Annotated in this window: 24 protein-coding genes; 13 read left to right on the plus strand and 11 right to left on the minus strand. The window is 72.1% G+C overall.

The window, feature by feature from the left end; translation table 11 throughout:
• Positions 1-246 precede the first annotated feature (246 nt).
• The gene (locus tag ACFYRX_RS00345; RefSeq protein WP_318318927.1) at positions 247-465 is read left to right on the plus strand and encodes a hypothetical protein; all 219 of its coding nucleotides are present in this window, start codon (positions 247-249) and stop codon (positions 463-465) included.
• Between the two features lie 366 nt (positions 466-831).
• Here ACFYRX_RS00345 and ACFYRX_RS00350 read toward each other — a convergent pair whose 3' ends face one another.
• Positions 832-1,761 carry a M56 family metallopeptidase gene (locus ACFYRX_RS00350; RefSeq protein WP_389095198.1) on the minus strand — a complete coding sequence of 310 codons (930 nt, stop codon included), beginning with the start codon at positions 1,759-1,761 and terminating at the stop codon, positions 832-834.
• The gene (locus ACFYRX_RS00355) at positions 1,758-2,129 is read right to left on the minus strand and encodes a BlaI/MecI/CopY family transcriptional regulator (RefSeq protein WP_389095200.1); all 372 of its coding nucleotides are present in this window, start codon (positions 2,127-2,129) and stop codon (positions 1,758-1,760) included. Before ACFYRX_RS00355 ends, ACFYRX_RS00350 begins: the two co-directional genes overlap by 4 nt.
• A 117-nt stretch (positions 2,130-2,246) precedes the next feature.
• Between ACFYRX_RS00355 and ACFYRX_RS00360 the strand changes: the two genes are divergently transcribed.
• From ACFYRX_RS00360 to ACFYRX_RS00380, 5 genes are read left to right on the plus strand one after another with little or no spacing between them, the layout of a single operon-like run.
• Positions 2,247-2,915 carry a DedA family protein gene (locus ACFYRX_RS00360; protein WP_389095202.1) on the plus strand — a complete coding sequence of 223 codons (669 nt, stop codon included), beginning with the start codon at positions 2,247-2,249 and terminating at the stop codon, positions 2,913-2,915.
• Complete coding sequence (locus ACFYRX_RS00365) at positions 2,912-3,517, plus strand: phosphatase PAP2 family protein (RefSeq protein WP_389095204.1); 606 nt, start codon at positions 2,912-2,914, stop codon at positions 3,515-3,517. The genes ACFYRX_RS00360 and ACFYRX_RS00365 overlap by 4 nt, the downstream gene beginning before the upstream one ends.
• A complete protein-coding gene (locus tag ACFYRX_RS00370; RefSeq protein ID WP_389095205.1) occupies positions 3,514-4,245 on the plus strand; it encodes a phosphatase PAP2 family protein in 732 nt (243 codons plus the stop codon). The genes ACFYRX_RS00365 and ACFYRX_RS00370 overlap by 4 nt, the downstream gene beginning before the upstream one ends.
• Complete coding sequence (locus ACFYRX_RS00375) at positions 4,199-4,861, plus strand: response regulator transcription factor (RefSeq protein WP_389095206.1); 663 nt, start codon at positions 4,199-4,201, stop codon at positions 4,859-4,861. The genes ACFYRX_RS00370 and ACFYRX_RS00375 overlap by 47 nt, the downstream gene beginning before the upstream one ends.
• Positions 4,858-6,231: a sensor histidine kinase gene (locus ACFYRX_RS00380; protein ID WP_389095208.1), complete on the plus strand. Its 1,374-nt coding sequence runs from the start codon at positions 4,858-4,860 to the stop codon at positions 6,229-6,231. Before ACFYRX_RS00375 ends, ACFYRX_RS00380 begins: the two co-directional genes overlap by 4 nt.
• 6 nt (positions 6,232-6,237) lie before the next feature.
• Here ACFYRX_RS00380 and ACFYRX_RS00385 read toward each other — a convergent pair whose 3' ends face one another.
• Both ACFYRX_RS00385 and ACFYRX_RS00390 read right to left on the minus strand, forming a co-directional pair.
• On the minus strand, positions 6,238-7,128 hold the full coding sequence (locus ACFYRX_RS00385) for a hypothetical protein (protein ID WP_389095210.1): 891 nt from the start codon (positions 7,126-7,128) through the stop codon (positions 6,238-6,240).
• 156 nt (positions 7,129-7,284) lie between these two features.
• Positions 7,285-8,124: a hypothetical protein gene (locus ACFYRX_RS00390; protein ID WP_389095212.1), complete on the minus strand. Its 840-nt coding sequence runs from the start codon at positions 8,122-8,124 to the stop codon at positions 7,285-7,287.
• Positions 8,125-8,293: 169 nt separating this feature from the next.
• On the opposite strand from ACFYRX_RS00390, the gene ACFYRX_RS00395 reads away from it, so the two are divergent.
• Positions 8,294-9,346 carry a sodium-dependent transporter gene (locus tag ACFYRX_RS00395; protein ID WP_389095213.1) on the plus strand — a complete coding sequence of 351 codons (1,053 nt, stop codon included), beginning with the start codon at positions 8,294-8,296 and terminating at the stop codon, positions 9,344-9,346.
• Between the two features lie 147 nt (positions 9,347-9,493).
• On the opposite strand, the gene ACFYRX_RS00400 is transcribed toward ACFYRX_RS00395, so the two are convergent.
• Complete coding sequence (locus tag ACFYRX_RS00400; RefSeq protein ID WP_389095215.1) at positions 9,494-10,795, minus strand: sensor histidine kinase; 1,302 nt, start codon at positions 10,793-10,795, stop codon at positions 9,494-9,496.
• Between the two features lie 154 nt (positions 10,796-10,949).
• Here ACFYRX_RS00400 and ACFYRX_RS00405 point away from each other — a divergent pair, with 154 nt between their 5' ends.
• The 5 genes from ACFYRX_RS00405 to ACFYRX_RS00425 all read left to right on the plus strand — a co-directional run bounded on the left by ACFYRX_RS00405 (position 10,950) and on the right by ACFYRX_RS00425 (position 16,473).
• Positions 10,950-11,618, plus strand: a complete 669-nt coding sequence (locus tag ACFYRX_RS00405; protein ID WP_389095217.1) for a hypothetical protein — start codon at positions 10,950-10,952, stop codon at positions 11,616-11,618.
• Between the two features lie 5 nt (positions 11,619-11,623).
• Complete coding sequence (locus ACFYRX_RS00410; protein ID WP_389095218.1) at positions 11,624-12,364, plus strand: ABC transporter ATP-binding protein; 741 nt, start codon at positions 11,624-11,626, stop codon at positions 12,362-12,364.
• The gene (locus ACFYRX_RS00415) at positions 12,351-13,013 is read left to right on the plus strand and encodes an ABC transporter ATP-binding protein (RefSeq protein WP_389095220.1); all 663 of its coding nucleotides are present in this window, start codon (positions 12,351-12,353) and stop codon (positions 13,011-13,013) included. The genes ACFYRX_RS00410 and ACFYRX_RS00415 overlap by 14 nt, the downstream gene beginning before the upstream one ends.
• A complete protein-coding gene (locus tag ACFYRX_RS00420) occupies positions 13,010-15,661 on the plus strand; it encodes an FtsX-like permease family protein (RefSeq protein WP_389095222.1) in 2,652 nt (883 codons plus the stop codon). The genes ACFYRX_RS00415 and ACFYRX_RS00420 overlap by 4 nt, the downstream gene beginning before the upstream one ends.
• A 62-nt stretch (positions 15,662-15,723) precedes the next feature.
• On the plus strand, positions 15,724-16,473 hold the full coding sequence (locus tag ACFYRX_RS00425; protein WP_389096854.1) for a response regulator transcription factor: 750 nt from the start codon (positions 15,724-15,726) through the stop codon (positions 16,471-16,473).
• Between the two features lie 133 nt (positions 16,474-16,606).
• On the opposite strand, the gene ACFYRX_RS00430 is transcribed toward ACFYRX_RS00425, so the two are convergent.
• Together ACFYRX_RS00430 and ACFYRX_RS00435 are read right to left on the minus strand one after the other, a co-directional pair.
• Positions 16,607-17,521 (minus strand): lysylphosphatidylglycerol synthase domain-containing protein, encoded by a 915-nt coding sequence (locus ACFYRX_RS00430; RefSeq protein WP_389096856.1) that lies wholly within the window; start codon positions 17,519-17,521, stop codon positions 16,607-16,609.
• A 29-nt stretch (positions 17,522-17,550) separates the two neighbouring features.
• A complete protein-coding gene (locus tag ACFYRX_RS00435; protein WP_389096858.1) occupies positions 17,551-19,038 on the minus strand; it encodes a hypothetical protein in 1,488 nt (495 codons plus the stop codon).
• A 127-nt stretch (positions 19,039-19,165) separates the two neighbouring features.
• On the opposite strand from ACFYRX_RS00435, the gene ACFYRX_RS00440 reads away from it, so the two are divergent.
• Positions 19,166-19,552 carry a BlaI/MecI/CopY family transcriptional regulator gene (locus ACFYRX_RS00440; RefSeq protein ID WP_389095224.1) on the plus strand — a complete coding sequence of 129 codons (387 nt, stop codon included), beginning with the start codon at positions 19,166-19,168 and terminating at the stop codon, positions 19,550-19,552.
• Positions 19,553-19,610: 58 nt separating this feature from the next.
• On the opposite strand, the gene ACFYRX_RS00445 is transcribed toward ACFYRX_RS00440, so the two are convergent.
• The 4 genes from ACFYRX_RS00445 to ACFYRX_RS00460 form a co-directional block, all read right to left on the minus strand.
• Positions 19,611-20,279, minus strand: coding sequence for a response regulator (locus ACFYRX_RS00445; RefSeq protein WP_389095226.1), 669 nt, complete (start codon positions 20,277-20,279; stop codon positions 19,611-19,613).
• Positions 20,276-21,532: a sensor histidine kinase gene (locus tag ACFYRX_RS00450; RefSeq protein WP_389096861.1), complete on the minus strand. Its 1,257-nt coding sequence runs from the start codon at positions 21,530-21,532 to the stop codon at positions 20,276-20,278. The genes ACFYRX_RS00445 and ACFYRX_RS00450 overlap by 4 nt, the downstream gene beginning before the upstream one ends.
• Before the next feature lie 64 nt (positions 21,533-21,596).
• Positions 21,597-22,436, minus strand: a complete 840-nt coding sequence (locus ACFYRX_RS00455) for an ABC transporter permease (protein ID WP_389095228.1) — start codon at positions 22,434-22,436, stop codon at positions 21,597-21,599.
• Entirely contained in the window at positions 22,433-23,380 is a 948-nt protein-coding gene (locus ACFYRX_RS00460) for an ATP-binding cassette domain-containing protein (RefSeq protein WP_389095230.1), read from the minus strand. The genes ACFYRX_RS00455 and ACFYRX_RS00460 overlap by 4 nt, the downstream gene beginning before the upstream one ends.
• Positions 23,381-23,482: the final 102 nt, after the last annotated feature.

Below are 23,482 nucleotides of genomic sequence, written 5' to 3' on the forward strand. Positions count from 1 at the left end.
CCGGACGCCTTCCCTCACCCAAAGCGTTGAACGGCTGGTCATTGCAGTGGAGTTGACGGATCGCTAGAGTCGTTCTGCCAACTACTCACAGGAGGCTCCTTGACTTCATCGCTTCATACGTGGACACAGCCGGACGGCTGTTCCGGGGCGACCTAAGCCCCGCTGCGTACCGCTGGTGACCACTTGACCCAGGTCAAGTGCGTCCAGATCCAGCGGAGATAGCGAACAAGTCAATGGAGGTACCGAGTGTCGGCCAACTCGACGCACCAGCTCGCCTGCACGCATCCCGGGCGTGATGTTGCGATCGTCAGTCTGTGTGCTGTTGTGGTTTCTCTCGTCGCGGTCATTGTGGTGATGGCCTTCCATGGCAACCCCCTCGCGACTTTCGGTGCGAGTGGCAGCGCCTTCGCTGCGGCCTTCAGCGGAGGCATGGGCGTACTGTCCCACCTCAAACGCACCGCGTAGTGACTCGGGAGGGGCGGCCGGGACGGGCTGCCCCTCAGCGGTCTTCCCCCGTCACCATTCCCCACAGCCGGTCCGAGAGTTCCGGCGGCTCCCGCAACGACGAACTGAGCGGCGAGCTCCGCCGGGAACAGGCCAGGGATAAGACGATGCGGATGATCATTGCGGAGCTCTCCCTCGGGTTGGAGCAGGCCAAGGCCGAACTCGAGGCCCTCGCTGGAGTCACTTTCGGTTGCCGGACCCACGTTGATCCGAGAGCGCTTTGGCCGGGCTTCAGGCGAAGAGGGGCGCCGATCTTGGCCGACTGCGATGGTGCGCGGGCGGATGGGGCGACGACGCGGAGTGTGTTCGTCGGTAGGCGCTGGGCCGTCAGCGGTTCTCTTCGCCTTGGGCGACCTCGACCTGGTGGTGGAAGGCCATCACGCCGGTGGTCGCGGTCGCGGCGGGGAGGATCGCGCAGACGGTGAGGAGCAGGGCGATCCACCGTGTGGATTTCGGGCGGCCGTCGCCGGGGGCGAGGAGGGCGGCGACCCGCTGGGGAACGGGGCCCGTGGTGGCCCCGGGGGCGAAGTCCGGGCGGGTGGAGCGCTGAGCGTCTGAGGCAAGGGCGGCGCGGGCGATGGCCCGGGCGAGCAGGCGGCGGTCGCCGACGGTGGCAGCGGCACTCTCGTCGGCGGCGCGTTCTGCGGCGAGCCGGATGGTGGCACGTGTCGCGCGGAGTGCGGGGTGGCAGTGGGCGGCGAGTTCGGCCGCCGCCAGGAAGTAGTGGTGGCCGCCCGCGTTGTGGGCCCGCTCGTGGGCGAAGAGGGCTTCCCGTTCGGCGGGGCCGAGGCTGCGGAGCATCGCGGTGGTGACGACGATCCGGTGGGGTCTGCCGGGTAGGGCGTACGCATCTGGATGCGGTGAGTGGACGACGCACAGGTCGCCGGCGGCGGGACGGCGGTCGGCCTCCGTGCGGGCGGTGCGGAAGGCCCGGACCTGCCGCAGGACTGAGCGGGCGAGAGTCGAGGTGCCGAGGGTGAGCGCGCCGGTGGCGAGCGCGGCGGCCGGGAGGACGAGCAGGTCGGAGGGGGTGCGCAGGGGGTGGATAAGGTCGCCGAGTGCCGCGAAGAGGGAGAGCTTGAGCAGGCCGATCAGCACGAGGGCGCCGAGGGCGGCCAGGCACGCACCGGCGCACGCCAGAGCGCAGGCGGTCAGCGCCCGCAGGACGGTGACCGGGTCGAGGCGGGCGAGGACGCGCCGGGCCAGTGCCGGCAACGTGAAGGGCAGCAGGAGCGGAATCAGCAGGAGGGCGATCACTGTTCGTCGGCCTCCAGCAGTTGGCGCAGCAGTTCCCCGTCGTCCGGGTTGAGCTGGGCGACGAAGCGGGCGAGGACGGTCTCGCGGTCGGCGTCCCGGTCGAGTTCGGTGTGCATGCGCTGGGCGGTCAGCCCGGGGGCGTCCTGCACCGGGACGTAGGCGTAGCCGCGCCCGTGTCGCTCGCGGTCGACGACGCCCTTGCCATGGAGGCGGGACAGGATCGTCGTCACCGTCGTCCGGGCGAGGCCGGAGGCGAGCTCGACCTGTACCTGTGCCGGGGTGAGCGGTGCGTCGGCAGCCCACAGTGCGGCCATGACGGCGGCTTCGAGCTCGCCGGCCGGTCGGCGTTCGTCCTTCGGGTCGGTCATGGGAACGGTCCTCACCCCGCTATCGTCTACAGTTCAGTAGACCGTCTACAGAATTGTAGTCGCTGGTCGGGTGCTGTTGCGACGCGCCCGCTCCGCCGGACCGAAGGGGTCGCGACGATGTCCACACCCGTCCACCTATCGTCGCAGCTCGCTGTCGACGTGCTCGATGCCCATTCTCTGCTGGCCGCCTTCGGAGTGCTGGGGGTGGGGGCGGTGTTGTTCGCCGAGACGGGCTTGCTGATCGGCTTCTTCCTGCCGGGCGACTCGCTGCTGTTCACGGCGGGGCTGCTGTGCACCGGCACGGCCGACAGCGGGGTGAAGCTGTCGCTCGGGCCGCTGCTGGTGGCCGCGTCCGTCGGTGCGCTGGCCGGGGCGCAGTGCGGATATTGGCTCGGGAGAAGAGCGGGCGGCGCTCTGCTCGCTCGCAGTCACTCGCCCCGGCTGCACCAGGGGGCGCACCGGGCCGAGGAGTTGCTGGAGAAGTACGGGCACGCGAAGGCCATCGTGCTGGCCCGGTTCGTGCCGGTGGTGCGAACGGTGCTCAATCCGGTGGCGGGAGCACTTCGGGTGCCGGTGGGGACATTCACGCTGTGGCAGATCGTCGGCGGGCTCGTGTGGAGCATCGGCCTCACCCTCGCGGGGTATGCGCTGGGCTCATCGATCCCGAACGTCGACCGTTACCTGCTCCCGCTGGTGGCGTTGATCATTGTCGTGTCGCTGACCCCTCTCCTTGCCGAGGTGTACCGGGCCCGCCGGGGCACCACGCCCAAGGGGGGAAGCAGGTGATCATGGCCTTCGACGGATCGTCGATCGACGGCTCCACCTACCTGGATGTAGCGAGGCTGGCCTGGCATGCGCCGGGCTGGCTGGACGGGGCTGTGTCGTTCTGGTCGACGTACGGGCTCGCGGTGTTCGCCGTCCTCGCGGGCGTCGGCTGGTGGTTCGCGCGCCGGGCCGGGGGCGCGGCGGCGGTGACGGCGCTGGCCGTGCCGGTGGTCGTGGTCGTGGCGTTCGGCGTGGATGCCGTGGTGAAACTGCTGGTGCGCGAGGACCGGCCGTGCCAGAGCCTGCGTGTGCGGACGCTGGAGGCGTGTCCGGCGCCCGGGGACTGGTCCTTCCCCAGTAACCATGCGGCGATCGCCGCCTCCGCCGCCGTGGCCCTGTTCTTCGTCTCCCGTCGGCTGGGAGCGGTCGCGGCGGTGGCGGCTCTGGCGATGGGGGTCTCCCGGGTGTGGGTCGGCGCGCACTATCCGCACGACGTCGTGGCCGGAGTGCTGGTCGGCGGGCTCATCGCGCTCCTGTCGATGACCGCCGTGCGGCGGTGGTCGCGACCCGTGGGCCGGTGGATCGCCTCCAGCCGCATGCACCCGATGGTGACGGCCCCATGAACCGGCGCGACGCCGCCGACCTGGCCGGCACCATCGGTCTCGGCGCCTACATCGCATTCGGCATTCTCATCTGGGTGGTGATCGGCCAGGACGGTGCTCCGCTGCGGATGGACGACGGTTTCCTTACCTGGTCGCTCGCCCATCGCCCGGACGTGGCGATGGCGCTGGCCCGAGGGGTGACCGACACCGGCAGTGGCGCCGTCCCGTATGTCCTCGCGGCGCTGGCCGGTGTGGTGGCAGGGCGAACCGTGCGGCAACGGATGTGGGCCGCCGCGCTGAGCGTTGCCTGCCTGGGATGCGGGCAGGCGATGCGTTACGGGGTGATGGAACTCCTCCAGCGACCGCGTCCGCCGCACGCCGACTGGGCAACGTCGGCCGGTGGCTGGGCCTTCCCCTCGGGCCACACCACCACAGCAGCCCTCACCGCGGGGCTGCTGATCGTCGCCCTCTCGCTGCGCGCCCCACGCGGCGCCACCTCGCTCCGGGCTGTCATCGGGTGCTGGGGCGTACTGGTGGGCCTGTCCCGGATCTATCTCGGCGTGCACTGGTTCAGCGACGTCATCGGGGGCTGGCTGTTCGCCACCGGATGGCTCGGTGTGTGCCTGTATGCGATGGCCCGATGGCTGCCCGCCTCACGCGTTCACGGCACGACCCGTACGCCGGAAGATCCGACGGAGGACCATGCACCACAAGATCCTGGTCGTCGAGGACGATCACGCCCTGCGTGATGTGCTGCGCCGCGGCCTGCTGGACGAGGACTTCGAGCCGGTGCTCGCCGCCGACGGCGCCACCGCCCTGAGACTGGCCAAGGATGACGTCGCAGCGGTCGTCCTGGACGTGGGGCTGCCCGACGCGGACGGACGGGACGTCTGCCAGGCGCTGCGCGCCAACGGCTTCGCCGCCCCGATCATCTTCCTGACGGCCCGCCACCACCTCACCGACCGGCTGTCCGGCTTCTCCGCCGGGGCCGACGACTACCTGCCCAAGCCGTTCCACCTCGCCGAACTCGTCGCCCGGCTACGGGCCGCCATCAAACGCGCCGGCCCACCGGCCGTGGCCACCGCCGGGGATCTGCTGCTGGACGCGACCCGGCACACTGCGCGAGTCGGCGAAGCCGACGTCGACCTGTCCCCGACGGAGTTCCGGCTGCTGGCCACGCTCGTGGCCGCGGGCGGCGCCATCGTGAGCCGGCGCGACCTGGTCCGGGCCGCCTGGCCGGACGGCGCACAGGTCAACGACAACACCCTCGACCAGTATCTGAGCCGGCTGCGCCGCAAGCTGCGCGAGGCCGGCAGCGGCCTGAGCCTGACGACGGCGCGCGGGATCGGACACCGGCTGTCATGAACCCGCTGCTGCACCGCCTGGCTCCCCGCACCCTGCGCGGCCGGCTCTCCCTCGTGGCGCTGACCACCGCCGCGCTGCTGATGACCGTGCTGACCGTGGCGTTCAACACCGTGATGGACCGGCACCTGCAGCACCAGGCGGACGACCAACTGCGCAACCGTGCCGCGGCCGTCGCCACGACCATCGACACCACAGGTCCCCGGGTGCGGGTCCTGGAGACCGTCAACGACCAACTCCTCGACGCGAACGTGTGGATCTACGCCGGGACACAACTGCTGGAGCAGCCCCCGTCCACGACGGCCGACAGCACGCTGACCCTGGCCGCCGACCGCCTCGCCGCACAACACGAGCGAGCCTGCTCGACCGTCGACGCCGAAAGCCCGCACGCCGTGCGCCTGTGCGCAGATCTCGTGGGCAGCCGTCACAGCGCCACCGTGGTCACGGCCCTGGACCTGGGGCCGTACCGCAGTTCGGCCGACACCCTGCTGCTCGGTTCCCTGATCCTGGACGCCGCCATGCTCGCGTGCACCTACGCGCTGACGCGCCTGGCCGTCGGACGGGCGCTGCGCCCCGTGCGGACCATGACCGACCAGGCCACCCAGTGGAGCGCGGTCGGCTCCGACGAACGCTTCGGCACGGACGGCCATCCGGCCGAACTCGCCCGCCTGGGCTCCTCGTTGGACGCGCTCCTGGACCGTATCCGCACCGTGCTGCGCCACGAGCAGCAGCTGACCGGCGAACTGTCCCACGAACTGCGCACCCCGCTCACCCGGATCATCATCGAGCTCGACTGGTGGCAGGCGCGCCCACGCACCGCCGCCGAAACCCGCGCCACCCATGAGGTGATCGCCGAGGCCGCCCAGTCCATGCGCACCATCTGCGACACACTGCTCAACGACGCCCGGGACAGAGGTCAGAACACCTCGACGGCCCCCGGCACCACCGCCGTCGCCCCCGTCCTGCACCGGCTGGCCGGGAATCTCGACGCACGGGAGCGGGTGAAGATCTTCATCGACGTGGCGGATCCAGGACTGCACGCGGGAGTCGCGCCCGCCCTCCTCGAACGCATCGTCAGCCCGCTGCTGACCAACGCGGTCCGCTACGCCCTCTCCACGGTGACCGTGTCCGCGCGGCAGCTGCCGGGCAGCGTGCGTATCGAGGTCACCGACGACGGTCCCGGCGTGCCGGAGGCGTTCGTCGACGACCTCTTCCAGCCCGGCCGCCGCGCCGACACCGGCGACGGGCACGACGGCGCGGGCCTCGGACTGCCGCTCTCACGGCGCCTGGCCCGCGCCGTCGGCGGCGAGGTGTCCCACGACCCCGCTCACACGCGCGGAGCGCGCTTCCGGGTCGACCTGCCTGCCGGGTGACCGGACTCAGTCGGCCCGCTGAGTGACCGGCTCCCCTTCCGATCGCCGCGACGCGGTGATCCGGCGTTCCTGGACCTGCGCGAAGGCGACCAGACCGAGCAGGACGGCCAGCAGCACAGCCGACGAACCCGCCGTGCCGAGGTCCAGGCCGCCCTTGGCGGCCGGCTTGGTCAGGAAGTCACCCGCCGTGGCGCCCAGGGGGCGGGTGAGGACGAAGGCGATCCAGAACAGCAGCACGTTCGGCACCACCGGCACCTTCATCAGGGCGACGAGGACGACCAGCGCGGCCGTCACGAGCAGCGCGCCACCGGCGTAGCCGAGCCCGGAGCTGTCGGACAGGAAGTCGCCCATGGAGGTGCCGAGGGTGTTGGAGACGAGAATCGCCGACCAGAACAGGGCCTCGCCGCGGAAGGTGACGATGTCGCGGATCTGGAAGGTCATCCCGGTCGTCTTCCAGACGGCGAAGATGACCAGCAGGACCGAGATGAGGATCGCCGCGCCGGTGGGGTAGCCCAGGCCGAGCCCCTGCGGTCCCCACCCCAGGGAAGTGGAACCGCCGGAAAGGAACTTGGCGCTCGCGTCCCGGTTCATGAAGTCGGACATCGTGGTGCCGGCCATGCTGGTCGACAGGATCACGGTCCAGTAGAAGAACGGGTTGTAGCGGCTGGACCTGAGCTGGACGACCAGCGTCACCACGAAAAGCAGGAACAGGACGATCGTGGTGAGGAAGTAGCCGAGCTTGAGGGTCTGCGCGAAGAGGTCGCCGGCCGTCTCACCGAGAGTGGTCGCGGCGACCTTCATGATCCAGAACGCCAGAGTGACCTCGGGTAATTTCTTCATCACCGACTTGGTCGCGCTCGCGACGTCCAGATCGGTGAACAGTTCCGGTTGCTGCACTGTGGGGGGCTCCGCTTCGGTCGAACGGCAGAGCGCCCGCCCCGCGATGGGGACGAGCGCCCTGTGAGAAGAGGCGACCGCGCAATGGCGATCGTCGTGACCAACTGTGGCAGCGTGTAGGTCTGAACGCATCCTGAACGCCTGCCGCGTGCCTGCTCAGGCCGCGTGCCGCGCGATGCGCTGAGGCTCCGCCACGTCCTTCCGGGTCACCGAGAGGTAGACGACCAGGCCGAGGATGACGGTGAGGAACAGAGCACTGGTGACGACGGTGCCCAGCCCCAGGCCGCCGTCGCCGGTGGGCTGGGAGAGGTAGTCGCCGATGGACGCGCCGAGCGGGCGGGTGAGGACGTAGGCGATCCAGAAGCTCCAGACCGCGTCCAGGCCGAGCTTGAAGTGCGCGAGGGCGACCGCGGCGATGGCCAGGCCGAACAGGAGCGCGGCGAGCCAGTAGCCGAGGTCCATGCGCTCGGAGACCAGGTCACCGGCCGCGGTGCCGAGCGCGAAGGTGAACAGGACGGCGAGCCAGTAGTAGGACTCCCGGCTGCGGGTGTCGATGTGGTGGATGGACAGGGTCCGCTCACGCCGGTACCAGATCACGAAGACGATCGCGAGAATGACCGCGAAGACGGTGGTACTGGTCGCCAGGGGTACGCCCATGTTGTCGGTGAGGTTGTCGCTGATCAGCGTGCCGACGACACTGATCAGGGCAACCGCGAGCCAGTACACGCCCGCGCGGTAGGCCGTGGTGCGGAACTGCACCACCAGGACGACCGCCAGCAGCGCGCTCATCAGCACCGACACGCCGGTCAGGCCGAGGCCGGCCTTCTCGTTGAGGAGGTCGGCAGCTGTCTCGCCCACGGTGGTGCACAGCACCTTGATGATCCAGAAGTAGGCGGTGACCTCGGGCACCTTGTTCCAGCCCAGCCGGCGGCCGGAGGACACCGCTTGGGCGCCGGCCACCGGGGTCGGGGAGGTCTTGGACGTCTCGTATGTCATGAGACCTGACCGTGCCACGGGATACCTGAACGCATCCTGACTGCCGTGCGGCATCGCCTGCCGCATCCGCGTCACCCGGGCACCATGAATGCCATGACGACTCGTGATCAGGGCTTTTACATAGCGGCGTTCCGCCCCGTCCAGTCCGCCGCTATGGAAGAAGGCCGCCTTGAACCATCCGTCTGGCTCCCTCCCGCCCGCTGACCGGGCGGAAATCTGGCTGCGCCGCCGACTCGGCCGGGCCGTGGTGCTGTCCTATCTCGCCGCCCTCCTCCTGCCCGGTCCCGGTCTGTGGCTGCGCCGGGAGCACACCCTGCCGCTCGGCACCGCGGGCGGTCTGCCGCTGAGCACCGGCCCGCTGCTGCTGTCCCTGGTGCTCTTCTCCGCCGGGTTCCAGGTGCCCGTCCGAGAGCTGGGCCGACTGCTGCGCAGTCCCACCGCCCTGCTGGCGGGACTCGTCCTGCACCTGGCGATCCCGCTGCTGGTGATCCCCCTCGTCGCGTTCGTCCTGCGTCAAACGCCCGACGCTGACGGCGGCAGCGGCCTGGTCACGGCGATGATCCTGATCGTGGCGATGCCCGTCGCCGCCGGAGCCACCGTGTGGACCGGCAAGGACGACGGCGACCAGCCCACCATGGTGGGGCTCGTCCTCGCCTCGACACTCCTGAGCCCGCTCACCATCCCGCTGGTCATCACCACCCTGGTACCGCTCCTCAGCGACGACTACGCCGACACACTCACCACGACCGGGCACACGGCCCACGGCGGCTTCGCCCTCGTCGGCGTGGTCCTGCCCTGCGCGGCCGGAATCCTGTGCCGGCTCGCCCTGCCGACGGCGTGGCGGGGCCACGCGCTGCGCGTGATCACGCCCGTGGCCCTCGTCGGATCGTTGGTCCTGACGTACGTCAACGCCAGTGGCGCCCTCGGCTCGTTCCTCGCGCACCCGCGTCCACTGCTGCTCGGCGCGGCGCTGGTCGTGGCGACGCTCGTCTGCCTGCTCTCCTTCCTGCTGGGCCGGGCCGCCGCACGCCTGCTGCGCCTGGACGCCCCCTCCTCCTCGTCGCTGACGCTCGCCTGCGGCATGAACAACAGCAGCGCCAGCGCGGTCCTGATCACCACCACACTGCCCGACAAACCGCACCTGCTGCTGCCCGTGCTCGCCTACGGGCTGCTGCAGAAAACTGCCGCAAGCCGGGTCGTCGCCTCGGCCTCGCGTGCGTGAGCGGTCGCAGCCCGTGTCCGCACCCGGTCCCGGAGACGCAGCTTGCCCAGGATGCGGATGATGTGGGTTCGACGGTGCCCCTCCTCAGGATGCTCGTGGCCGCAGTACGAGGCAGCCACCGTCTCACCCAGGTACCTCTTGTGCCTCTTATGCCTCGTTCTGGTCGACTGGCACGAGCAGCGTAAAGGTGGCCGGTTGGCCGCTGGTCAGGGAGAGCCTGCCGCCGAGGGAGACGGCCAGGTCCCGGGCGAGGGCCAGACCGATGCCTGTTCCCGGCCCGCCGCCGGTGTGCCCGCGGTCGAACAGCCGGGCCGGCTCACCCGCCACGGCGCCCTCGTCGCTCACGTCGAAGGCGAGGGCGTCCTCCAGGTCCCGCACCGCGACCCGGACGGTGCCGCGGCCGTGGACGCGGGCGTTGTCCAGCAGGATGCCGAGGACCTCCGACACGGGCGCGCCCGGGACCTGGACATCGGCCGGTGCGTCACGCGCGGCGCACTCCAGGCGTCTGCCGTCCCCGGCGAATACCCCGTGCCACCGCTCCTGCGTCTCCTGCACCAGTTGCCGTACCGCGATCTTGCCGGCGGCAAGGCGGGACACCTCCCTGGAGCGGGACAGGCGCAGTACCTCCTCCACCGTGTGGTGCAGGCGAGCCGTAGTGGCCAGAGCTTCGGCCAGCACGGGCCTCAGCCGAGCGTCGCTGTCCTGGGCGAGACCCGATTCCAGGGTGAGCTGGAGGCCGGTGAGGGGGGTACGCAGCTGATGAGAGGCGTTGGCGGTGAAGTCGCGTTCGTGGCGCAGGAGTTCGGACAGGCTGTGCAGCATCTCGTTGTGGGTGCGGGCGACCTGGTCGATCTCGGCGATGCTGCTGGGGGCGGCCCGGGCGTTCAGGTCGCCCTCGGTCACGGCCCGGCAGTGGCGGGAAAGATCCTCCAATGGTGTCGCCAGTGCCTGCGCCTGACGGCGCGCCACCAGGACGGCCACGGTCAGTGCGAGGGCGCACGCGCCGGCGAGTACGGCCCATACGGCGAGAACGCGGTCGCGTACGGCATGGGCGGGTGAGGAGGCGCGTACGACGCCGATGACCTGCTCGGCGTGCGCGACCGGCACCGTGACCGTCAGGTCACCGGCCGAGTGCCCGCGCACCACCGTCCCGCCGAGGGCCCGGCGTACCGTCGCGTCACCGCTCTTGGGGCCGTTGCCCGCCCGCAGGCGCAGTCGGGTGTCGTACAGGCCCAGGTGCCCTCCGGCAGGGGCCGCGGGCAGTTCCACCGGGTCGCCGCTCGTGTAGTCCGGGCTGACGCGTACGGCGCCGGCCAGGGCCGCCCGCTCCAGGGTGTCGCGCTGGCCGGCGTACAGGGACGACCTGATCACCAGGGCGAGCGGGACGGCGAGGAGGGCGACGGCGACCAGGGCTGCGGTCAGGGCCACTCGCACCACGCGCTGTCTCATGCCCCCATCATGCGGGCCGCCCACCTGCGCGGACACGAGCCGCCACACGCTTTTGCCGTCGTCTAACCCTCGGCGGGCGGAGGGTTAACCGGCTGCCTTCTAGCGTCGATGCCGTGACCGTCCGGTCCGAGGACTTCCCTGGAGGGCAGTGGCCATGGCAGCACACACACGGTCGTACGCGGCCGTCGCACTGGCGCTCGTAGCGGCGGTGGCCGCCGGTTGTTCCGGTTCCGGTTCCGGGTCGGGTTCGGGTTCGGGATCCGGCTCCGCGACGCCTCCGGCCGCTCCCGCGTCCGGTTCCTCCGGCGGTGGCAGTGGGCAGAACAACGCGGCGCCCACCGAGTCCAACCCGCCGGGCGACATCCCAGACAACCAGGTGTTCGTCTCCTACCGGCCGAGCGGCGGTTCCTTCACCGGCTTCACCGTGAAGGTGCCCGAGGGCTGGGCCCGCACCGGCCAGGGAAGCACCGCCGTGTTCACGGACAAGCTCAACACCGTGAAGATCACGGCCGCTTCCGCTGCCGGCGCGCCCACGACCGGCTCGGTCACCAACACGGTCGTACCGCAACTGCGCTCCCGGGTTTCGAAGTTCGCCGCTCCCAAGGTGTCGGAGGTGCCCCGGCACGCCGGCCGTGTGGTCCTGCTCACCTATCAGGGCGACTCGGCGAAGGACCCGGTGACCGGCAAGGTGGTGCGGGACGCGTTCGAGCGGTACGCCTTCTACCGCGCCGGGAACGAGGTGGACCTGACCCTGTCCGGGCCGGTCAAGGCTGACAACGTCGATCCCTGGCGCATCGTCAGCGACTCCTTCGCGTGGCGGTGAGCCCGATGCCCGTCGACTCGTACCACTCCGGTGGTTCGGCCGCCGACGTCCTGACGGCCCGCGAGCTGTACCGCTTCTACCGGGCCGGCGAGGAGGAGACGCTCGCGCTGCGCGGGGTGTCGCTGACGGTGCGGCGCGGTGAGACGGTCGCGGTCGTGGGGCCGTCCGGGGCCGGCAAGTCGACCCTGCTGGCGTGCCTGGCCGGACTCGACGAGCCCTCCGGCGGCGAGGTCCGCGTGAGCGGCGTACGGATCAGTCACCGGCCCGAGACCGAGCGGGCCCGGCTGCGCGCCCGGCACATCGGCGTCCTGCTGCAGTCCCGCAATCTGCTGCCGCACCTGAGCGTGCGCGACAACGTCCGCCTGCCGCAGCGGGCGCGGGACCGCAGGGCCCTCGTCCCGGCCGAGACTCTGCTGGCCCGGGTGGGGCTGGCCGGCCGGGCGCATGCCCTGCCCCGGCAGCTGTCCGGCGGAGAGCTGGCGCGGGCCGGGCTGGCTGTCGCGCTGGCCAACGCGCCCGCCGTCCTGCTGGCCGACGAGCCGACCGGTGAACTGGATGGCGAGAGTGAGCAGTTGGTCCTTTCGATGCTGCGGGAGCGGGCCGCGGAGGGCTGCGCGGTGCTGATCGTCACGCACAGCGCGGAGGCGGTCCGGATCGCGGACCGGGTGATCACCCTGACGGACGGCAAGGCCACCGACACCCCGAACCCGCACGGCCGACGGGAGGCGCACGATGTCATCGGATGACGTGCTCGTCAGCTGCGCGGACGCGGCCCTGACCTTCGGCCGGGGGACGCAGGCGGTCGTGGCCGTGCACGGCGCGGGCCTGGACATCCGGGCCGGAGACCGGCTCGCGGTGATCGGCCCGTCGGGGTCGGGCAAGAGCTCGCTGCTGCACCTGATCGCCGGGCTCGAACAGCCCACCCACGGCACCGTCACCCGCGCCGCCTCCCTCGGGCCGTACGACATCGGACTCGTCTTCCAGGGCGACAGCCTGATCCCCGCCCTGAACGTGGCCGAGAACACCGCCCTCCCCCTGGTCCTCGCCGGCCACCCGGAAGAGGCGGCCAGGCAGATGGCCCTCGCCGCGCTCGCCCTGGTGGACGCCGCCGAACTCGCCGACCGGCTGCCCGAGGAGATCTCCGGCGGCCAGGCCCAACGAGTGACCGCCGCCCGGGTCCTGGCCCAGGCACCCCGCCTGATCCTCGCCGACGAACCCACCGGCCGCCTCGACCACACCACCGGCGCCTGCGTCCTGGACGCCCTGCTGACGGCCGCCGGCCACACCGGCGCGGCCCTCATCATCACCACCCACGATCCCGCCGTCGCCGCCCGGCTCACCGCACGGCGCACCATGCGCGACGGACGGCTGCTCGCACCCGAGGAGGCGTCATGATCACCGCATGGGCCGGCGGGCTGACCCGCCACCGCACCGGACGGCTGCTGGCCGCCCTGGCAGGCATCGCGCTCGCGGTCGCCCTCGTCGCCGCACTCGGCTCCTTCCTCACCGCCTCGAAGGCGACCATGACCCAGCGCGCCCTGCGCTCGGTCGCCGTGGACTGGCAGGTCCAGGTGCAGCCAGGCGCCGACCCGAACGCCGTCCTGTCACTGGTGCAGAAGACTCCCGGCACCGGAGCCGCGCTGCCGGTCGGCTTCGCCCACACCAGCGGCTTCACCGCCCGCGTGCAGGGCAGCACCCAGACCACCGGTCCAGGCATGGCCCTCGGCCTTCCCGACGGCTACCGTGCCCGCTTCCCGGACGTCATCCGTACGTTGTCGGGCTCCTCCACCGGCGTCCTGCTGGCCCAGCAGACCGCCTCCAACCTGCACGCCGCGCCCGGCGACACCATCGGCCTCCAGCTCCCCGGCGCCGGCCTGCGCCAGGTGAAGGTGGACGGCGTGGTCGACCTGCCCCAGGCCGACTCCCTCTTCCAGACCGTCGGCGCCCCGAGCCAGTCCCAGCCGACCGCGCCCCCGGACAACGTCGTCCTGCTGCCTGCCGCCCGGTTCGCCTCCCTCACCCGCGGCGCCACCGCCGTCACCACCCAGATCCACGTCATCCGCGACGACACGCGCCTGCCCTCCGACCCGGCTGCCGCGTTCTCCTCGGTCACCGGTGCCGCCCACAACCTGGAGGCACGCTCCGCGGGCACCGCCCTGGTCGGCGACAACATCGGCGCCGCTCTCGACTCCGCACGCCAGGACGCCCTGTACGCGCAGATCCTCTTCCTCTTCCTCGGCGTGCCCGGCGCGGTCCTGGCAGCCGCGCTGACGGCGGCGGTCGCCTCGGCCGGCGGCGAACGGCGCCGCCAGGAGCAGGGGCTGCTGCGGCTACGCGGACTGCGCCCCCGCCAGATCACCGGTCTCGCGGGCCTGGAGGCCGCCCTGATCGGCCTCGCCGGGGGCCTCGCGGGGCTGGCAGTCGCCGCGCTCACCGGCCGTCTCGCCTTCGGCGCGGCCTCCTTCGGCGCGAGTGCGGGGACGTGGTGGGTCTGGTACGCGATCGCCTTCGTGCTGGGAGCCGTGGTGGCCGCCGGGGCCGTCCTCGTCCCCGCCTTGCGGGATGTGCGCTCGGTCACCGTCGCCGACACCCGCAAGCAGGAGGGCCAACTCCGTACCCAGTCACCCTGGTGGATGCGGTACGGCCTGGACTTCGTGCTGCTGACCGGCTCGTGGCTGGTCTTCCGTGCCTCCTCCGGCAACCAGTACGCCCTGGTCCTCGCCCCTGAGGGTGTCCCCAGCATCTCCGTGTCGTACTGGGCTTTCCTCGGCCCCGCCCTGCTGTGGGCCGGCGCGGCGCTGCTGCTGTGGCGCCTCACCCTGCTCGCCCTCACCCACGGCCGTCCCGTCCTGACCCGGCTGGCCCGCCCGCTGACCGCGACCCTGGCCGGCACCACCGCTGCCGTCCTGACCCGGCGCCGCCGTCCGCTCGCCCGCTCGGTGGTCCTGCTCGCCCTCGCCGTCTCCTTCGCCGTGTCCACCGCCGTCTTCAACGCCACCTTCCAGCAGCAGGCCGAGGTCGACGCCCGGCTGACCAACGGCGCCGACGTCACCGTCACCGAACCGCCCGGGGCCCACCTCGCACCCGGTGCCGCCTCCGCCCTGAAGGTCTCCGGCGTACGGCACGTCGAACCCCTCCAGCACCGCTTCGCCTACGTCGGCTCCGACCTGCAGGACCTCTACGGCGTGCGCCCGGACACCATCGCCAAGGCCACCTCACTCCAGGACGCCTACTTCGCCGGCGGCACCGCCCACCAGCTGATGCGACGCCTCGCCCAGCGCCCGGACAACCTCCTGGTCAGCGTCGAGACCGTCAACGACTTCCAGCTCTCCCCCGGCGACACCGTCAACCTGCGCATCCAGGACGCCCGCACCAAGGCCCTGCGCACCGTCCCCTTCCACTACGCGGGCATCGCCAAGGAATTCCCCACCGCCCCCAAGGACAGCTTCTTCGTCGCCAACGCCTCCTACATCGCCAAGGCCACCGGCAGCGACGCGGCCGGCGCCTTCCTCCTCGACACCGGCGGCAGCCACCAGAAGCAGATCGCCGCACAGCTGCGCCGGCAGCTCGGCACCGGTGCCACCGTCACCGACCTCACCCAGGCCCGCGGCACCGTCGGCACCAGCCTCACCGCCGTCGACCTAGCGGGCCTGACGCGCGTCGAACTCGCCTTCGCGGTGCTGCTGGCCGCGGGAGCCGGCGGACTCGTCCTCGCCCTCGGGCTCGCGGAGCGCCGCCGCACCTTCGCGATCGCCACGGTCCTCGGCGCGCGCGCCCGCCAGCTGCGCGGCATGGTCCTCACCGAAGCCCTGCTGCTGGCCGCCGGTGGCCTGGCCGGAGGCGCCCTGATCGGCTGGGCGCTGTCACAGATGCTGGTCAAGGTCCTGACCGGGGTCTTCGATCCTCCGCCCGCGAGCCTGTCGGTCCCCGGCACCTACCTGGCACTCACCGCGACCGCCGCCGTCGCCGCCATCCTCGCCGCAGCCCTCAACGGCATCCGCGGCACCCGCCGCCCCGCCGTGGAGGAACTCCGTGACCTGTGACCGACCCGTACGGCAACGACGAGCCCATGGCCCACGCCACTCCTAGGCTGTCGACCATGCGCATGCCCGTCGCACCAAACGCACCGGACCGCAGCCGTCCGCGTGTCCTCGTCGTCGAGGACGACGCCACCATCGGCCACCACCTGGAAACCGGCCTGCGCGGCCACGGCTACGCGCCGGCGTGGTGCCGTACGGGGGCGGGCGCGCTGGTGGAGGCACTGCGGGCACCGTACGACGTGCTGCTGCTGGACCTGGGGCTGCCGGACATGGACGGCCTGGACGTGGCCCGGCAGCTGCGCGCCCGCCTTCCCGACCTGCTGATCGTCGTGCTGACGGCGCGCACCGAGGACATCGACGTCATCGCCGGACTGGACGCCGGGGCCGACGACTACCTGGTCAAACCGTTCAGCCTGACCGTGCTGCTCGCCCGGCTGCGGGCGCATCTGCGGCGGCACGCGGTGGCACCCCCGGCCCGGGAGCCGGTGCGGCTGGGCGATCTGGTCGTCGACGTGGCGGCCCGGCGCTGCGCGCTGCACGGCGTCGAAGTCCCGCTGCGGGCCAAGGAGTTCGACCTGCTCGCGGTGCTGGCCGGGCGGGTCGGCGAGGCGGTGTCGCGGGAGACGCTGATGGCCGAGGTCTGGGACGAGAACTGGTTCGGGTCCACCAAGACTCTGGATGTGACGATGGCGGGCCTGCGGCGCAGACTGACCGAGGCCGCCGAGGCGAACGGGTCCCCGGCCCGGCTGCCGGAGATCACCACACTGCGGGGACACGGCTACCGGCTCGAACAGCAGCCGGCCCCGTCGAGCTGAGAACGCATTCGGGGCCTCGCGCCAGGGCGCCCACCGCGCCGACCGGTTCTGCGGCTCCGGCCCTGCTGCCGCCCTGCCGGTGGGCCGATGCCCGTGACCCACCGGCGGGGGGACGGCACCGTCTCCGGGTGGCTCACAGCGCCGAGCGGCGGACCAGCAGTCCCAGGACCAGCAGACCGGGGGCCATCGGCAGCCAGCCGGTCAGCAGGCGGTAGCCAAGGACCGCCGAGATGGCCGTCTGCCCCGGTACCCCGGCCGCCGTGAGGGCGAGGGCGAGCGCGGCATCCAGCGACCCCAGTCCACCGGGCGTGGGCAGCAGTGCCGCCGCGCCGCTGGCGACGAGATACGCCATGACCACCCGGCCGGTGGGCAGGGCGAGGCCGAGCGCGTGGACCACAGCGACGACCACCCCCGCATGCAACAGCGCGAACGCGACCGAGCCGCCCCACAGCGCACAGGCCCGTGCCCGGACCCGGTGCACGTCCCGCACGTCGGCGAAGGCCCGGCCCGCCGCCCGCCGCAGACGACCACTCACCGCGACCGCCAGCACGACCACCCCTACTGCCACCGGCAGCAGGAGCAGCACGTGCGGGACCCGCGCCGAAAGCCGGACCGTGCCCGGCGAGGTCACCAGCAGGGCCACGCCCAGCACGCACCGGACGATCCCGCCGACGGCCGCCTTCACCGCCAGCGCGGTCGCCGAGCGCCTGGTGGACAGCCCACACCGCGTCAGGAACCGCAGATTCACCACAGTCGCACCGGCCCCGGCCGGGAGGAGGTGGTTGGCGGCGCACGCCGCGAACTGCGCGGCCACCAGCCGCCCCCTCGGCAGCCGTTCGGCGACCGCCCCCTGCTGCGCCACGGCCGCGCACACCCATGTGGCCATGGCGGCGAGGCAGGCGAGCAGCAGCCACTCCCCGTCGGCCGCGGCCAGCTGGTCGGTTCCGCTGTCGAGTGTGGCCCGGTGCGATGCGAGCATCCCGACGGCGGCGACGAGCACCGCCAGAGTGATCCCCACCTGCCAGTACAACCGCCGCCGCCCGGTCATCGGCAGGCCGTCGGCCGCGCTCACGCCGTTCACCGCCCCTGCCGTACGGCGGGAGCCACGTATGCCTGGAGAACGCCGACCCGTTCCACGGGCCAGCCGTGAGCGTAGGCGGGCGGACGGCCGCCCGGCGGGGTGAGGACGGCGAAGGGCTTCCGGTGGGCGGCCCGGGTCAGTTCGGCCGCGGTCGCGCTGGCGTCGTGGCCCGCGGTCTGGGCGGAACCGCAGCCGGTGTAGAAGGCGATCGGGACGGCCTCGTAACCGCTGAGCAGACACGGAGACCGCACCCCGAGCGTATGGAGGGCCGCCGCGGTACGGGACCAGTCCGCGCGGTGGGCGACGGAAGCGCGCACGGTGCGCTCCAGGACGACGTACTGCACGGCCAGATGGCCCGCCAGACCGGCCGCCACCAGGCTCATGGCGAGGGTGCGCGCACGCCCGCGGGCCGGAGCGGTGACCACGTGGACGAGGCCGTAGGCGACGGGAAGGGCGAGCAGGGCGTAGGCGGGCAACAGGAAACGGGGGGCCGCGTAGCCGATGAGGAACAGGTAGGGCACGGCCGCCGTGACGGCGCAGACCCCCGGGAGCAGGACGGGCAGCGCGCGCCGGGCACGGACCGCGGCCACCGCGCCGAGGGCGGCCAGCAGCGGCAGCGCGAACCACCACAGGGTCACCACCGGGCTGGGGACCGACCCGGTGCAGGGCCGGCACAGCGTGCGCCCGCCGAGACTGCGCAGCTGGTCCACGACCGCCAGGTGCCATCCCAGGCCGCCCTGGATACGGGAGGCGTCAAAGAGGCGCTGCGCGAGGCCGCCGTAACTCGCGTACGCCTCGATCACCCACTCGCCGACGCCCGCCAGCAGTCCGGCGACCAGCACGACGAGAAGACGCGGGCGGCGCAGGGAAAGGGCGAGCAGAGGCAGTACGACATAACTCGCGTCCATCGGGCGCATCCACGCCATCAGCGCCGCACCCGCGAACAGGCCCCACCAGGCTGCCCGGTCCCGTGCGTTCGCGCGGGCGCGCAGGAAGCAGCCGACGCAGGCCAGGGCGCCGACGGCGACCCAGTAGTTGGGCATGGCCTGCGGGCCGTAGAACACCGTCACCCACAGGGAGACGAACAGGGCGCCCGCCAGGGCCAGGACGCGCGGCATGACGTGGGCTCGCCAGACGCGCAGGGCGAAGTAGAGGGCCAGGCCGGACAGGACGCCCAGGTAGATCCGCAGGAGGGAGGTGGAGCCGGACCACGACGTGACCGGGGCGACGAGGAGGGAGATGCCCCGGGCGCGGGGCGCGCTGAAGAAGGCGGCCGGGGCGTGGCCGCTGACCTGGCTGACGTAGACCGTCTCGTCCCACCCGAGACCGAATCCCGGCCGGACCAGGGCGAGTTGGGCAAGGACGAAAGTGGCCGCGACCGCCGCGAGCCAGGGCTCACCCCGGGGGCGCCGAGTCCGGGCGGCCTGCGGTGTGAGGCCGGCTGGACAGGCGCCGGTCGTCGTGGCGTTCGAGCCGTCGGCCATCATGTACCTCTCGTCGTCGCAGGCCACGGGATCGATCCCCTACAGCCCGTAGGGCCTCTTGTAACACTACGGCTTGTAGGGTTAGAGGAGGGTGAGAGGATGTCTCCCCACGTCAAAGGTGGCCGACATGGCGGGCAGCGGCCCACGCGAGAGGCCCGAACGGCGTAGTGCGGGCGAGCTGGAGGCTGCGGTTCTGGCTGCTCTGTGGGCGGTGGAGCGTCCCCGAACGCCGGCCGAGATCCAGGCGGAACTGGGCGGCGGTCTGGCCTACAACACGGTGCACACCATCCTCAGGCGGCTGTACGACAAGGGGCTGGTGCTGCGGGACGCGGACGGGCGGCGCGGCGCCTACCGGCCGGCGCGCGACGCGGCCGAGCTGACCGCCGAGGCCATGCACGACGCCCTGGACCGGGGACCGGATCCGATCGCCGTCCTCCAGCGCTTCGTGACCGGGCTGAGCGCGGGGGAGGCGCGGGCGCTGCGGGAACTGCTTGATGGGGAGAGCCCGCCATGACGTCGGTCGTGCCGCCGAGTGATGCCCCGGATCCGGCGGGCCGGCCTCCGCCGTCCGCTCACCCGGCGCCGGGGCCGGCGAGTCCGAGGTCGTAGGCGAAGATCACGGCCTGGATGCGGTCGCGGGCGCCGATCTTGGCCAGGACCCGGCCGACGTGCGTCTTCACCGTGGACTCGGACACGACGAAGCGGGTGGCGATCTCGCCGTTGGTCCAGCCCTTGCCGATGGCGACGAGGATCTCGCGCTCACGGTCGGTGAGGGAGGCCAGCCGCTCGTCCTCGCTCGCGTCGCTCCTGCCGGCGGGCACGTGCTGGGCGTACTCGTCCAGGATGCGGCGGGTGAGAGCCGGGGCGATCACCGCGTCGCCGGCGGCGACCGCGCGGATGCCGGCGAGGAGTTCCTCGGGGCGCGCGTCCTTGAGGAGGAAGCCGCTGGCTCCGGCGCGCAGGGCGGCGTGGACGTATTCGTCGAGGTCGAAGGTGGTCAGCACGAGGACGCGGGAGCGGCCCCCGGCGGCGGTGATCCGGCGGGTGGCTTCGATGCCGTCCATGCCGGGCATGCGTACGTCCATCAGGACGACGTCGGGGCGTAGTTCGGCGGTCTTGCGGACGGCCTCGGCGCCGTGCGCGGCCTCGCCGACCACCTCCGTCTCGGGGATGGAGTCGAGCAGCACCCGGAAGCCGTAGCGCTGCAGCGGCTGGTCGTCCACGACGAGCACCGTGGTCACCGGGCACCTGCCTGAGGGGTCAGGTGGAGGGTGGCCTCCACCATCCATCCGCCGCCGTTCGCAGGTCCGGCGCTGACGTCGCCGCCGTAGAGCGCCGCTCGTTCGCGCATGCCCACCAGCCCGTGTCCTTCCTCGTTCCATGGTCCGGGACGTCCAGCCGGCCCGTCGTCCCGGACACGCATGACCAGCCGGGTGTCCTCGACGATCAACGACAGTTTCACCCGTGTGCCGGCCCCGGCGTGCTTCAGAGAGTTGGTGAGGGCTTCCTGGACGATGCGGTAGACCGTCAGCTGCATCCCGCGGTCCAAGGCGTCCACCTCGCCGACGGTCTGGTAGACGACCTCCAGGCCCGCGGTGCGCACACCGTCGCACAACGCCCCGATGTCCACGAGAGCGGGCTGCGGACTGAGTTCGGGCGCCGTGGCCAGCACGTCCGATGCCTCCCGCAGGACGCCGAGCACTCGCCGCAGCTCACCGAGGGCCGTCCGGCCGGTGTCGCCGATGAGCCGCAGGGCCTCCTTGCCGCGGTCCGGAGCCGTGTCCGTGGCATACAAGCCGGCGTCGGCGAGGGTGATCATGACGGACAGGTTGTGGCCGACGATGTCGTGCATCTCGCGAGCCACCCGCGCCCGTTCGGTGGCGGTCGCGAGCCTGCTGCGCTGGTCGCGTTCTATCTCCAGGCGGGCCGCCCGCTCCCGCAGCCCCGCGAGCTGGGCCCGCCGCGTCCTGATCATCAGGCCGAGCGCCAGGGCCGCGGTCGCCGTGCTCAGCAGGAAGAACAGCGCGTCCCAGACGGACACGGCCGGCGCTACGCGCACCGCGACCAAACCCACCGCACCCGCCATGACGCCGCAGGCCCACGGCAGCCGCCGCATCCGCCCGTGCAGAGCCAGGCTGTAGAGGGCGATGAACAGGGCGACGTCCGCGCGCAGCGCGGCGCCCAGCGACCACTGCAGCACGAACACGGCCGCGATGGCACCGAAGGCGGCCATGGGCCTGCGCCGCCGCCACAGCAGCGGCAGCACCAGACCGACCTGAAGGAGCAGCATGGCCGCCAGGGGAAGCCGGGTGAAGGCGAGACGGAACCGGCGTGGACCGTCGCCGTCCCCGGCGCCACCGTGCAGCAGGTCCGGCAGGCAGAACATGAGGAAGACCAGCACCACCACCGCGGTGTCCAGCACCCACGGACGGTCCCGGTCCGCCTGCTTCAGCCGCTGGCCGCCCCGGGAGAACCGGGCGACCAGCGGTCCCATCCCGCCGATGTCGCCGGCGGACGTGGTCGTCGTCAAGGTGGTCACCCGCCCATCGTGCAGGCCATCAGACGTCGCGGCGCACCAGCCGGTACGCCGCGCCCGCCAGCGCGAGTGCCGTCCAGCCGAGGAAGACCAGCAGCCCGGCCGTGGGTGACAGGGTGGTGCTGTCGTGGGTCAGGGCGAACATCGACTCGCCCGCATTGCTCGGCAGGTAGGGGCTGATGTTGTCCTGCCAGGAACTGGGGAGCAGCGAGACGAGCCCGGGGATCAGCATCAGGGTGGCGACCAGCACCGAGATGCCGCCGGCCACCGACCGCAGCAGGGCGCCGAGGGCGGTGCCGATCACGCCGACCAGGCCGAGGTAGAGCCCGGCACCCAGCAGGCTTCGCAGAACTCCCGCGTGTGTCAGGCTCATCGCGGCCGGGGTGCCGGAGACGATGCCGCTGCCGAACCCGAACGCGACGAACGCGCCCAGGAGGCCGACCACCAGCGCGACCAGCCCGAACACGGCCGCCTTGGACCACAGCACGGGCAGCCGGCGCGGTACGGCCGCGAGCGTCGAGCGGATCATGCCGGTGGAGTACTCCCCGGCCGTGACCAGCACGCCGAGCACGCCCAGGGCGAGCTGGGCGAAGTGGGTGCCGAAGAGGGACAGGCTCACGGCCGTCGAGGCGGCGAAGTCGCGGTCCATGTGAGCGGAGCCGATCCCGGACTTGTAGCGGCTCGCGGCGATCGTTCCGAAGGCGACGAGGAAGACCAGGCCGAGGCCCAGGGTGATCCACGTCGAACGCAGCGACCAGAGCTTGGCCCATTCCGAGGACAGCACGCGCCGTCCGGTCACCCGGTAGGCGGGGCGAGCGGGGTCGGCCGGGGGCGCCTCGACGGGCGCGGTGAGGATGCTCATGCCGCCCTCCCGTCGGCCGCGAGGGTGTCGATGTCGGTCGTGGTGCCGTGGTACTCCACGGCATCCCTGGTCAGTTCCATGAATGCCTCCTCCAGCGACACCGTCCGCGTGGTCAGTTCGAACAGGGCGATCCCGTGCTCGGCCGCCTTCAGGCCGATCTCGCGGGCACTGAGCCCGGTCACCTGAAGCTCCTCGGAGCCGGCGCGGCCGGTGATGTCGACACCGGGTCCCGCCAGAACCTCCCGCAGCCTCGCCGGATCCTGCGTGGCCACCTTCACCGTGTCCCCGCCCGCCTCGCGGATCAGGTCCGCCACGGTGGTGTCGGCCAGCAGCCGCCCGCGTCCCACGATGATGAGGTGGTCCGCCACCAGCGCCATCTCACTCATCAGGTGGGACGACACGAACACGGTCCTGCCCTCGTCCGCGAGCCCCGTCAGCAGGTTGCGGATCCACAGGACGCCCTCCGGGTCGAGCCCGTTGACCGGCTCGTCCAGCATCACCGTCTGTGGATCACCCAGCAGGGCCGCCGCGATGCCGAGCCGCTGGCCCATGCCGAGGGAGAAGGCGCCGGCCCGTTTCTTCGCGACGCTGCCGAGCCCGGCGAGGTCGATGACCTCCTCGACCCGGCGACGGGGGATTCCGTGCGTCAGCGCGAGCGCCCTGAGGTGGTTGCGGGCCGAGCGGCCCGGGTGGACCGACTTCGCCTCCAGCAGGGCGCCGACCTCCTGCAGCGGCGCCTGATGCCGGGCGTAGTGGCGACCGTTGACCTTCACGGAGCCACTCGTCGGGGCGTCGAGCCCGACGATCATCCGCATGGTCGTGGACTTCCCCGCGCCGTTGGGGCCCAGGAATCCGGTCACCGTGCCCGGCTCGACGGCGAAGTCCAGCCCGTCGACGGCCGTCTTCTCGCCGTACCTCTTCGTCAACTGCTGTGCGTCGATCATTCGCGTCTCTTCCTGTCGGACACCAGCGCCCGTCCGTGGCCCCTGAACGCCTCACCGGCAACGCTAAGACCCGAAACGCCCCGATTCGGTCATACCGCGGAC

Origin of the sequence: Streptomyces sp. NPDC005374 (assembly GCF_042872225.1) — a bacterium.
Lineage (GTDB): Bacteria > Actinomycetota > Actinomycetes > Streptomycetales > Streptomycetaceae > Streptomyces.